Source organism: Sphingobacterium sp. 1.A.4, from assembly GCF_002734245.1.
Taxonomy (GTDB): domain Bacteria; phylum Bacteroidota; class Bacteroidia; order Sphingobacteriales; family Sphingobacteriaceae; genus Sphingobacterium; species Sphingobacterium tenebrionis.
On the sequence record NZ_PEAZ01000041.1, the window covers coordinates 62,409 to 74,696 of the forward strand.

Sequence of the window (12,288 nt, forward strand, 5' to 3'; positions counted from 1 at the left end):
CCATGAAAAATAGCAGAAAATATCCTTGGGTGATTGTCGGATTATTATGGTTTGTGGCTCTTCTGAACTACATGGATAGGCAAATTCTATCGACCATGCGACCAGCGATGGCCCTGGATATTTCTGAATTGGAGAGTGCCGCCGTATTTGGCAACCTCATGGCTATCTTTTTATGGATCTATGGATTTATGAGCCCGGTAGCGGGTATTGTAGCCGACAAATGGAACAGAAAATGGTTGATCGTGGGGAGTCTGTTTGTATGGTCGGCCGTAACCATGGCTATGGGCTATGCAGATACCTACGAACAATTATATGCCCTACGGGCTATTATGGGCGTTAGTGAAGCCCTATACATCCCTGCAGGTTTATCTTTAATCGCCGATTACCATTCCGACAAGACCAGATCACTGGCCATAGGTATACACATGACCGGGTTTTATTTTGGACAGGCCTTAGGGGGATTTGGTGCCACCGTCGCTGCCTCCTATTCCTGGCATTATACCTTTATCCTCTTCGGACTGATCGGGATTATATATTCCTTTATATTGATCTTCTTCCTTCAAGAGGCTCCGCACCGCAGCGAAACCAACACCCTAGTAAAGGAAAAAGTACCTGTATGGAAAGGCTTATCGGTGCTATTTTCCAATATTGCGTTTTGGGTCATCCTATTATATTTTGCCATCCCCAGTCTGCCGGGATGGGCAACGAAGAATTGGCTGCCAACCCTTTTCTCTGAAAACCTGCATATCCCGATGGAACAAGCTGGCCCATTGGCCACCATTACCATTGCGCTATCCTCCTTCTTTGGGGTCATCCTGGGGGGAATATTATCCGACCGTTGGATACAGAAAAACATTAAAGGAAGGATCTATACCAGTGCCATTGGCTTGGCCTTGACCATCCCTGCCGTGATCCTGATGGGATTTGGCGACAATGTCTATGCAATCGTCGCAGCAGGTTTGATGTTCGGGTTTGGATTTGGCATGTTCGACGCCAATAATATGCCGATCCTTTGCCAGTTTGTATCTTCCAAATACAGAGCAACCGCTTATGGGATCATGAATATGGTCGGTGTTTTTGCTGGTGCATACATTACAAAGATCTTAGGTGCATCTGCCGATGAAGGCCGTTTGGGAAGTGATTTTGCCCTTTTGGCAGGTATCGTGCTCTTGGTGCTGATCATTCAATTAGCCGTTTTAAGACCAAAGTCACATGAAGCCGTATCTTAGTTCCATTCTTATATTCCTCTTTTCCATTCAACTCCTTCTTGCCCAACAAAAAAAGAAGGTGGCCTGTATCGGTGATTCGGTTACCAAAGGCTATGGATTGGCCAAGGGAAAATCCTATCCAGACCAACTTCAGTCCTTATTGGGTGAAGATTATATCGTTGAAAATTTTGGGAGAAATGGGGCTACATTGCTCCAGCATGGGCATAACCCCTATTTAAAATCTGAAGAATTAAAAGCAGCGTTGGAGTTCCAGCCTGATATCGTGGTTATCGCGCTTGGATTAAATGATACCGATCCGCGGAATTGGCCTAATTATCAGATGGAATTCAGAAAAGATTATCATCAACTATTATCACTTTTCTGGCAGAACAATCCCGCCGTGGAATTCTATATCTGTAAGATGACGCCGATTTTCAGTGGTCATCCTCGTTTTTTATCGGGGACTCGGGATTGGTATGATCAGATTCAAAAAGAGATCGTAGCTATTGCCAAGCAGCATGATATCCCATTGATCGATAATCATCAATCCCTTGCCAGTCGGATCGATCTGTTCAACGATTTCCTCCATCCCTCGGAAGCAGGTGCAGCAATGATCGCCAAACAAGTGCATGGACATTTGGTTCCGAAGGAACAAGAACTTTCGGTGGAGCATCCTTTTGGTTCCCATATGGTGTTGCAACGAGATAGGAAGAATGTGTTAAAAGGAAAATCGAATGCTTTCTCGGAAATCAGTGTGCAACTTAAAGGTAGAACCTACCAAACACAAGCAGATTATTTGGGAAATTGGAAAGTAGATCTTCCGCCCACTCCAACCTCAGGCCCAACGGATATCGTCATTCATGCACAAGGGGAAAACCTAACTTTAGAAGATATATTGTTTGGGGATGTATATTTAGCTTCGGGCCAATCCAACATGGCCTTTCCTTTAAAACATGCCCTGCAATCGAAAGAGTGGATCGAAAAGACCAGCAACAATCCTAACATCAGGTTATTCAAGCATAAAGCGATTGCAGAGACCAATAACCAGGCTTGGACTGCGGAAATCCTGCAACAAGTAAACGACTTAGCCTACTTTAATGGTACATGGGAAAAGCCGACAAAAGAACATGCCGCTGATTTCTCGGCCGTCGCCCTTTCTTTTGCCCAGGATATACAATTGAAATCAGGGGTACCAGTAGGGATAATTGAATTGGCTGTGGGTGGATCGAATACGGAATCCTGGATTCCGAGGAAAGCTCTGGAGGATGATGACCTGTTAGCCTCTTATATACATTCTTGGAAAACTGCTGATTTCATCCAGGATTTTTGTCGGGAGAGAGCATCCGTAAACTTAAAGAACTCCACGCTCAAAAACCAAAGACACCCGTATGAACCTGCCTACAATTATGAGGCTGGTATGGCTTTATGGAAGGATGTACAGTTTAAGGCTATTCTATGGTATCAAGGGGAAAGTAATGCCCATAACCTGGAATTACATGAACATCTTTTCGGAACATTGGTTCAATCATGGCGGGAGGAACTGCAGCAGCATGTTCCCTTTTATGTCGTTCAGCTTTCCAGCCTGAACCGTCCATCTTGGCCAAGATTTCGGGAGAGTCAACTCCTATTAAGCCAAAAGCTGCCAAACGTACATATGGCCGTTTCCTCGGATCTTGGCGACTCGACGGATGTACATCCAAGGGATAAGGTTCCAGTGGGTTTGAGGCTATCGGCCCTGGTCCAACAACATGAATTCAAGAAGCCAATAAACGCTGATGCTCCTTATGCCGTAAGCTATGAGCTAAAAGGAAGCAACCGGTATGTGCTTAAATTCAATAACTGCAAAAGCCTTTCCACGAAAGGAAATCAGCCCTTAAAAGGCTTCCAGATCATGGATATCTATGGAAAAATAGTGGATCTTGAAGCCGTTCAAATCGAAAAAAACAACATTATCATAACCACCGCGGAGAAACCGACCCGAATACTATATGCCTATGAGCCTTTTACCAGGGCAAATCTGCAGAATGAGATGGGTACTCCCGCATCGACCTTTTCTATAGCTATAAAATAACACCATGTATACGACCCAGGAACTTGCCGAACTTGCCGATTTTTATAAGAACCAATTGTTGAACGATACGGTCCCTTTTTGGTTTCCAAGGTCTTTTGATGAGGAATTTGGAGGATACCTGCTGATGCGTGATGCGGATGGCAGTTTGATCGATACAGATAAGGCGGTATGGATTCAAGGCCGGGCATGCTGGCTATTGGCAACCCTGTACAATACAGTGGAGCAGAAAGAAGAGTGGTTGAAAGGTGCCCAACTGGGATACGCCTTCCTGAAGGAAAAATGTTTCAACGCGGAAGGAAAAATGTATTTCCACGTGGATAGAGCTGGCAACCCGATCCGGATGCGTCGCTATTTTTTCTCGGAGACCTTTGCGGTGATCGCCTTCGCTGCTTATGCGAAAGCATCGGGCGATGAAGAGGCTGCGGAATTGGCGCGGAAAATCTTTGGTACTTGTATGCAATATGCAGATGGAAGCCTTAAAATGGATCCGAAGTTTGAGGATACGAGACCATCCAAGGGTATTGGCATACCGATGATCATGATCAACACCGCACAACAATTGCGGGAAAGCATCGGAGATCCCCGTTGTGATGTGGCAATTGCCAATTGGATAAAAGAAATCGAAAGCAATTTTGTGAAGGATGATATCCGTTGTGTGATGGAACAAGTGGCACCGGATGGAAGTATCATTGACCACATCGATGGTAGGACCTTGAATCCGGGACATGCGATTGAAGGGGCCTGGTTTATCCTGCACGAAGCCCGATATAGAAATAACGATCCAGCGATGATCGATTTAGGTTGTAGAATGTTGGATTATATGTGGGAAAGAGGTTGGGATAAAGAACATGGCGGAATATTGTATTACCGGGATGTTTATGATAAACCAGTTCAGGAATATTGGCAGGACATGAAATTCTGGTGGCCTCAGAACGAGGCGATCATCGCTTGCCTTCTGGCCTTTCTGATGACCAATGAAAAGAAATATGCCGAAATGCATAAACAGATCCATGACTATGCCTATGCCTATTTTCATGATAAGGAAAATGGCGAATGGTTTGGTTACCTGCATCGGGATGGCCGGATCGCCCAAACTGCCAAAGGGAATCTGTTCAAAGGACCATTCCATCTACCAAGGCAAGAATGGTATTGTTCTCAGATCATACAGCAATTCTTGGCCGATAAATCCATAAACTCTTAATCGTTGGAATAATGAAACTAAAATTTACTTATTTTCTTTTATTGGTCTTGTTGCTGCGTATTCCTACGAGCTTATTTGCCCAACAGGCACTCATCCCCCTTCCTCAAGAGCTGAGCTGGAAGAAAGGTACACTGAATTTGGATAAAGGGATTTTTATTCCAAATTATCTTTTTTTCAAGAATGAGATGGGCCTTGTTAAACAGTTTTTTGAACAGAATAATATAAAGGATTTTGAAGAAGGGAGAAGAAAGCCTCTTTTTACTTTACAATTATTGACCAAGACCGAATTAGGAAACGAAGGTTATAATTTAGAGATCAATGCGAAGGGGATTACGATTGGAGCTGAGCAGGAGACTGGCTTATTCTATGCCCTTAAAACATTGGAGCAATTGTTACTGGAGAACAAAAAGCTCCCTTATGTCAAAATAAGGGATATTCCCGCTTTTTCCTTTCGGGGATTTTTACTGGATGTAGGCCGAAATTATCAGCCCATGGCTATGCTCAAGGAGCAGATCGATGTGATGGCGAAGTATAAATTGAATGTGCTGCATTTTCATTTCACGGAGGACATCGCTTGGCGATTGGAGAGCAAAAAATATCCGGGCTTAACGGCCAGCAAAAATATGACCCGTTGGCCTGGAAAGTATTATACCGAAAAGGAATTTAAGGAACTGATCGATTATTGTAAAAAAAGGCATATTCTTTTCTTGCCCGAAATCGATATGCCAGGCCATAGTGCTGCCTTCGAAAGGTACTTTGGGCATAATATGCAGTCGGATTCGGGGATGTACTATATCAAATCCCTATTAAAGGAGTTTAAGGAAACCTATCCTTCCTTAACGCATCTGCACATTGGGGGCGATGAGGTCAAAATCAGCAATAAGAATTTCATGCCTGAAATCACGCGATTTGTGGAAGATTTGGGATTTAAAACCTATGGTTGGGATCCTGGAAGTAACCTGCAGGCAAGAACTGTTCGGCAGTTGTGGATGGGTGGTCCTAAAGCCATCGATCAGGCTAGCCAGTTTGAGTTCATCGATTCCAAGCACCTCTACATCAACCATATGGACCCCTTGGAAACTGTAACCACCCTTTTCTTCCGGCAGTTTGCCGAGCAAAAGCAGGAAAGTGAACAGTTGAAAGGTGCTATATTATGTTCCTGGCCAGATCGGGCGGTAGCCCATCCGGAAGATATGTTCCTACAGAGTGCTATCTACCCAGGATTGTTAACCTTTGCAGAAAGGGCTTGGCGGGGCAATGGAGAAACGGAATGGAAGGCTAATTTACCGCAGGAAGGAACGGCATCGTTCGAGGCGTTTTCGGAATTTGAGACGAGATTATTGCAGCATAAGGAACGATTTTTTGAAGGGATGCCTTTTCCCTATGTGCAGCAGACGAAGCTAAAATGGGAACTGATTGGTCCTTTTGACAATGGAGGCGATCTTCAAAAGCGTTTTGATATTGAGCAAGCTCCTTTTGCGGATCATTTGAAAGTAGCCAAAACACAGGTTGGTGCCACGGTGATCTTAAGGCACTGGTGGGCGGATGTTGTCAAAGGCGCGCTTGATGATCCAAAACCGAACAGCACCTGGTATGCAAGGACAAAAATATGGAGTGACAAGGAGGAAGTTCGTTCCTTTTGGATCGGATTTGGAAACCTTTCCCGATCCTATGCTAGCGATACACCTAAGGAAGGGACTTGGGATGACCTTTCGAGCCGGGTTTTTGTAAATGGCTCGGCTATCCCTGCTCCTTCTTGGCTTTTTCCAGGCCGAAAGGGTAGCTTGGAAGTTCCATTGATCGATGAAGGGTATTCTTTCCGGATGCCAACAAAAATAAAATTAAAAAAAGGCTGGAATGAGGTGCTAATCAAGGTTCCTGTGGGTAAATTTGCAGGGAAAGATTGGCAGAATCCAGTGAAATGGATGTATACCTTTACACCGATACCGTAAACCAACAAAAACATCATATATGAAAAAATTACTTTTATCCTTACTTGCTGCTTGCTTTATTTCGGGCACACAGGCCCAGGAAACCGTTGTTTTCCGTTCTGGAGAAGATGGCTATGCCAGTTACCGCATCCCGGCTTTGATCAAAAACAAAAACGGTGACCTGATAGCCTTTGCGGAAGGACGAGTTGACCATGCTGGAGATTATGGAAATGTGGATATTGTGTATAAGATCAGTGAGGACAATGGGAAAACTTGGGGGAAATTGGCGATTGCTGCTGATTATGATAAGTTGCAGGCGGGTAATATGGCGCCAGTAGTGGACCTAACGGATCCGCAATATCCTAAAGGAAGAATATTTTTGTTCTATAATACTGGTAATAACCATGAGGGCGAGGTGAGAAAAGGAAAAGGACTTCGTGAGGTATGGTACATTACTTCGGTGGATGGTGCGAAGACCTGGTCGGAACCGGTAAATATTACCACGCAGACGCATCGTCCGAAGCAACCGCAGTTGAACCCTTCTTATAATTTCTCAGAAGATTGGAGAACATATGCGAATACGCCTGGCCATGCTTTTCAATTTGTTTCCGGACCGAAGAAAGGAAGGATCTATGTGGCAGCTAATCATAGTGCTGGCGACCCTGCCCCTGCCGGAAAGGATTGGAATGCACATGCATTTTATTCCGATGATCACGGAAAGACTTTTCAGTTGAGTGATAATGTGCCTTTTAAGGGATCTAATGAGTCTTTGGCAGCACAGATCGGGGATAATGAGGTGTATATGAGTTCGAGAAATCAACAGATCCAACCGAAGCAACGGATTATTTCTATTTCTCATGATGGGGGTGAATCTTGGGTTTCTTCAGCACCAGATCCGAATCTGCCTGATCCGATCAACCAGGGAGCTGTGCTTTCTTGGAAGAAGGGGAAGGGTTTTATCTTGGCGCATATTAATGCTGCGGATCAGAATAACAGGGATAATTTGACGTTGAGGTTGTCGAAGGATAAGGGAAAAACCTGGTATTTTAATAAAGTGATTGCGAAAAGCCCGGCTGGGTATAAAGGATCGTATTCTGCGTATTCGGATATTGTGTTGATCAAACCGAAACTGATGGGTATTGTGTATGAAAAGGATAATTATAAAGAGATTGTTTTCTTAACGGAGAAATTGAAGTAAGGGGGCTCGTCATTGCGAGGAACGAAGCAATCTTTACCCGTCATTGCGAGGAAAGAAGCAATCCACCCGTCATTGCGAGGAACGAAGCAATCTTTCGAATAGTTTAAAGATTGCTTCGTCGTACCTCCTCGCAATGACGGTTAAAAAAACATTACCCTTCTGCCCTTATCACCCCCAATTCCAATCCCCTTAATTCCGCAAGGCCTCTCAACCTACCAATCGCCGAATACCCCGGATTAGTCACCTTTTCCAAATCATCCAACATCTGATGACCATGATCCGGACGAAAAGGCATCGCCATTTCCCGTTTCTGATTCTCTTCCACCAGCGCCTTCATGATCAAATACATATCCACATCCCCATCCAAATGATCTGCCTCATAAAAACTTCCCAATGCATCCTTCTTCACATTCCTCAAATGCACAAAATTCACCCGATGCTTAACCTGGTCAAAGATCCTCGGAAGATCATTCGCCGGCCCTGCACCCAAAGAACCCGTACAAAAACAAATCCCATTAAATTCCTTTTCCTGACCATTGATCAAATACAACAGATCTTCCTCGTTACTTACCACCCTAGGAAGCCCTAAAATACTATATGGCGGATCATCCGGATGAATGGTCATCTTAATACCATTAGCCTCACAAACCTCCTCTATCCCCTCCAAAAACAACAATAGATTCTTTCTCAATCCATCCCTGCCTATACTCCCATAGGTCTCGATGCTATTGCTCAAGGATTCCAAGGAAATATCCCCTTCACCAGGAATTCCCATCAACACATTATGCTGAAGGTTCAGCAAATCCTCTTTACTCATCTCCCCCAACCGATCTGCTGCTTGTTCCTGTATCTCCTGAGAATAATCATCCAATGCTCCTTCCCTTTTCAGGATATGGATATCAAAAATGGCCAGATCTATCCAATCAAAATACAAAGCTTTGGATCCATCCTTCATTTCCAGGTCCAATTGAGTTCTAGTCCAATCCAATACCGGCATGAAATTATAGCAAACGGTATAAATGCCACAATCAGCCAAGTTCTTTAAGGATTGCCTATAGTTCTCCAGATAAATACCGGCATCCTCAGCATTGGTCTTGATCGCCTCATGTACCGGAACAGATTCCACGACCGACCATCTCAAGCCAGCATCCTCAATCAGTTTCTTACGTGCTAAAATATCTTCCACCGGCCAAACATCGCCATGTGGGATATGATGTAGTGCTGTTACAATTCCCGTTGCACCAGCTTGTTTTACATCGTTCAAGGAAACGGGGTCATTGGGACCATACCATCTCCAGGTTTGTTCTAAAAATTTCTTGTTCATCTTTTTTTATACGCCACACCAAGCATCAAAACCACCATCTACAAATATTGTTTCGCCCGTTACGAAGGCCGAAGCATCGCTTAATAGGTAAACCAAAGTCCCCTCCAGCTCAGAAGGATCGCCCAATCGCCTATAAGGTGTTCCGTTAATAAACTTCTGTGCCCGATCGGTATAGCTACCATCTGGGTTGGTCAAAAGGTTCCGATTCTGCTCTGTTAAGAATACGCCCGGAGCGATCGCATTGACACGCACCTGATCGCCATAACGAAGGGCCAGTTCCGTAGCCATCCATTTGGTAAATCCATCTATTCCATGCTTCGCAACCGTATAGCCCAGCACCCTGGTTAAGGGTCTGCTCGCGGCTAGCGAAGATATATTAATGATGGAACCTTTTCCCTTGGAAGCAATGATCTCACCGAACACCATGCTTGGAATAATGGTTCCGTAAAGATTCAATTCGATGGCCTTAATGGTGTCTTGGATTTTATTATCAAAAATAGATTGTTGGTCGCCAATCGTTGCACCCGGGATATTACCCCCAACCGCATTGATCAAGCCATCAATGGTACCCCATTGCGCTAGGATTTCTGATTTCGCTGCCTGAACAGCCTGCTCATCCATCACATCAGCAATAATTCCAATGGCTTCTGCGCCTAGCGCCTGTGCCTCTTTAATTCGTTCATCAATTTTCTCTTGGCTTCTACCGAGGATACAAATTGATGCGCCAGCTTCTGCTAATGCATGTACAAAGGCCTTCCCTAAAATGCCTGTACCGCCTGTAATAATAATTTTCTTGTTTCTTAAAGAGAACTTCTCTAGGATTCCCATAGTATGTGGTTAGATTTTAACCCAATAATAGTGAAAATCCTCAAGAAAAAGAATTAACTTGCCAATCAATTCAACCAATGAACACAATACTTTCCTTTGGAGAAATCCTGATTCGTCAACAAAGTCTTGGGAGTCATTTTTTTGACAGCCCCAACAATCTCTTGCGTATTTACCCTGGTGGAGCTGAAGCCAATGTAGCAGCCTCACTGGCCCAAATGGGAAATAAAGTGGAATATGTAAGTGCTTTCCCACAAAACAGTTTGAGCCAAGAAATCGTTCAGAAATTGAATGGGCTAGCTGTTGGAACCAATAAGATTATTTGGTCTGGGGATCGATTGGGAAGCTATATCTTACTTTCAGCAAATGGACTGAGTTCGGGAGAAGTGATTTACGACCGTAAATATTCCAGTTTTAGCCAATTGAGCAAGGAAGATTTCCCTTTCGACAGTTTATTGGAGGATGTTTCTTGGTTGCATTGGTCGGCATTAACACCTGCTTTGAATCAGGATATGGCAGACCTGATGGAAGTTCTCCTAAGGAAAGCTTCCGAGAAAGGGATTCAGATTTCGGTGGATCTCAATTACCGGAGTAAGCTCTGGCAATATGGTAAAGCCCCAATAGCGATTATGCCAGCTTTGGTCAAATATTGTGATGTCATTATGGGCAACATCTGGGCATCCAATAAAATGCTAGGAACTGCTATTGATGAACAGCTAAATAGAAACAGTAGTAAGGAAACCTATTTCGAATTTGCTAAGCAGAATGCCCAAGAGATACGGAGAGTGTTTCCAAAGGTCAAATACATTGCAAACACGTTCAGGTTTATGGATCGGCCTACGCATAACCTCTTTTATGGAACCTTGCATACCGAAACGGAAGATGTGATTTCCGAAGTCTATGAAACCGAAGAAGTGATTGATCGAATTGGAAGTGGGGATGCGTTCATGGCGGGATTGATACATGCGCTTTCCCATCAATGGGATGCCCAGAAAGTCATAGATACTGCCACAGGCGCTGGTTATCAGAAATTATTTGTGGAAGGTGATTTTGGAAACGGTAAATTTTAACATGATGAAAAATCAAATCTTAGATACCATAGCAGCTTATCCGGTCATCCCGGTTTTTTACCATGATGAGGTGGAAATCTGTATAAATGTATTAAAAGCCTGCTATGAAGGTGGAATCCGTGTTTTTGAATTTGTAAACCGCGGAGCTGCTGCTACGGAGAATTTCAAGGCTTTAATGGCTTATAAAGTGGAACATTTCCCTGATCTAAAATTAGGCATCGGAACCATTCTGGATACCGAAGCCGCTAAAAAATTCATCAAATTGGGAACAGAATTTCTAGTGAGTCCTATTTTCACGCAGGAGCTAGCTAAACTGGCTAAAGAAAAAGGTATACTATGGATTCCTGGATGTATGACACCATCTGAGATCGCAGCGGCCATGCATGCAGGATGTGGATTCATCAAATTGTTTCCGGGAGAAACCTTAGGTACAGGCTTTCTAAAAAGCATCAAACCTTTGTTCCCTACTGTTAAGTTTATGCCTACTGGAGGTGTGGATGTCACGCAGAGCAATATCCAGAACTGGTTTGAAGCCGGCGTATCGGCAGTTGGATTGGGTTCAAAATTATTTGTGAAAAACCAAACAGGATTTGATTATCAGGCAATCAGTCAAAATTGTAGGAATCTTTTAAGTTGGGTCAAAAAATAGCTGAGCATCAACCCCGCAAATAAGCTACAGCCGATTTTAGCTTATATACTGATCTCAATGAGCTTTCTATTGGCCAAAATGGTCCTTTCGAATTTTCGGATATTTTCCTTGTTGATCAATACCTCCAAAATTACAGTAAGTTCATCCTCGGTCATGGTGACTTTTTTCACCTTGAGCTGTTTGGTTAAGGGTTTAAGTTCCTTGATGAGTTCATCTTTCGCATCCAGGTCTTCACGGTCTAGGGTAATGGTTACCTGCCTTCCCACACTCTTAATGATATGTTTATTGATGAATTTTCCGGAACCAATAATAATAAAACAAGCGAACAAGAAGATTGCCGCTGTTAGGAATACCCCAAAGCCAATTGCCATTCCAATGGCTGCCGACATCCAAATGATACTTGCTGTGGTCAATCCATTCACATTAACACCATCCTTGAAGATTACACCTGCACCCAAGAAACCAATCCCAGAAACCACGTAAGAGGCTATTCGGGTAGCATCTTCGGAATCCCCTGCACCCAATTTATAGGATAACAAAGAAAATAGCGTACTCCCCAAACAGATGATAGAAATGGTCTTAAAACCGGCGGATTTGTCTTTCCATTCCCGTTCAAAACCTAGCACAAAGCCGGCAACAAGGGAAAGACATGCTTTCAGCAAGTCGTTCCATTCCCATACAAATTGATTGATGATGATATTCAGGTCCATTTCAAACATAGCTTAAAGCAAATAAACAAATTATGTAACAATTAGTTGGAATTTTATCCAAATTTCTATTTTTTATAAAAACAAAATGGCCTGGATCCTTT

General features: G+C 43.6%; 10 protein-coding genes. 7 read left to right on the forward strand and 3 right to left on the reverse strand.

Features of this window, described 5'->3' with window-relative positions:
* Positions 1-2 precede the first annotated feature (2 nt).
* From CRJ00_RS05425 to CRJ00_RS05445, 5 genes are read left to right on the forward strand one after another with little or no spacing between them, the layout of a single operon-like run.
* Positions 3-1,229, forward strand: coding sequence for an MFS transporter (locus CRJ00_RS05425; protein ID WP_099365866.1), 1,227 nt, complete (start codon positions 3-5; stop codon positions 1,227-1,229).
* Entirely contained in the window at positions 1,213-3,279 is a 2,067-nt protein-coding gene (locus CRJ00_RS05430; protein WP_099365867.1) for a GDSL-type esterase/lipase family protein, read from the forward strand. The genes CRJ00_RS05425 and CRJ00_RS05430 overlap by 17 nt, the downstream gene beginning before the upstream one ends.
* Before the next feature lie 4 nt (positions 3,280-3,283).
* Positions 3,284-4,480, forward strand: coding sequence for an AGE family epimerase/isomerase (locus CRJ00_RS05435; RefSeq protein ID WP_099365868.1), 1,197 nt, complete (start codon positions 3,284-3,286; stop codon positions 4,478-4,480).
* 11 nt (positions 4,481-4,491) lie between these two features.
* Entirely contained in the window at positions 4,492-6,432 is a 1,941-nt protein-coding gene (locus CRJ00_RS05440) for a family 20 glycosylhydrolase (RefSeq protein WP_099365869.1), read from the forward strand.
* Positions 6,433-6,451: 19 nt separating this feature from the next.
* Complete coding sequence (locus tag CRJ00_RS05445; protein WP_099365870.1) at positions 6,452-7,609, forward strand: sialidase family protein; 1,158 nt, start codon at positions 6,452-6,454, stop codon at positions 7,607-7,609.
* A 151-nt stretch (positions 7,610-7,760) separates the two neighbouring features.
* Here the strand turns inward: CRJ00_RS05445 and uxuA are convergent, their stop codons facing one another.
* Together uxuA and CRJ00_RS05455 are read right to left on the reverse strand one after the other, a co-directional pair.
* The gene (gene uxuA, locus CRJ00_RS05450; RefSeq protein ID WP_099365871.1) at positions 7,761-8,933 is read right to left on the reverse strand and encodes a mannonate dehydratase; all 1,173 of its coding nucleotides are present in this window, start codon (positions 8,931-8,933) and stop codon (positions 7,761-7,763) included.
* Positions 8,934-8,939: 6 nt separating this feature from the next.
* Complete coding sequence (locus CRJ00_RS05455) at positions 8,940-9,761, reverse strand: SDR family oxidoreductase (protein WP_099365872.1); 822 nt, start codon at positions 9,759-9,761, stop codon at positions 8,940-8,942.
* A 77-nt stretch (positions 9,762-9,838) separates the two neighbouring features.
* Between CRJ00_RS05455 and CRJ00_RS05460 the strand changes: the two genes are divergently transcribed.
* Both CRJ00_RS05460 and CRJ00_RS05465 read left to right on the forward strand, forming a co-directional pair.
* Positions 9,839-10,828: a sugar kinase gene (locus CRJ00_RS05460; RefSeq protein WP_099365873.1), complete on the forward strand. Its 990-nt coding sequence runs from the start codon at positions 9,839-9,841 to the stop codon at positions 10,826-10,828.
* 1 nt (position 10,829) lies between these two features.
* Positions 10,830-11,477, forward strand: coding sequence for a bifunctional 4-hydroxy-2-oxoglutarate aldolase/2-dehydro-3-deoxy-phosphogluconate aldolase (locus CRJ00_RS05465; protein ID WP_257213695.1), 648 nt, complete (start codon positions 10,830-10,832; stop codon positions 11,475-11,477).
* A 41-nt stretch (positions 11,478-11,518) separates the two neighbouring features.
* On the opposite strand, the gene CRJ00_RS05470 is transcribed toward CRJ00_RS05465, so the two are convergent.
* Positions 11,519-12,196, reverse strand: a complete 678-nt coding sequence (locus CRJ00_RS05470; RefSeq protein WP_257213696.1) for an MgtC/SapB family protein — start codon at positions 12,194-12,196, stop codon at positions 11,519-11,521.
* Positions 12,197-12,288 lie beyond the last annotated feature (92 nt).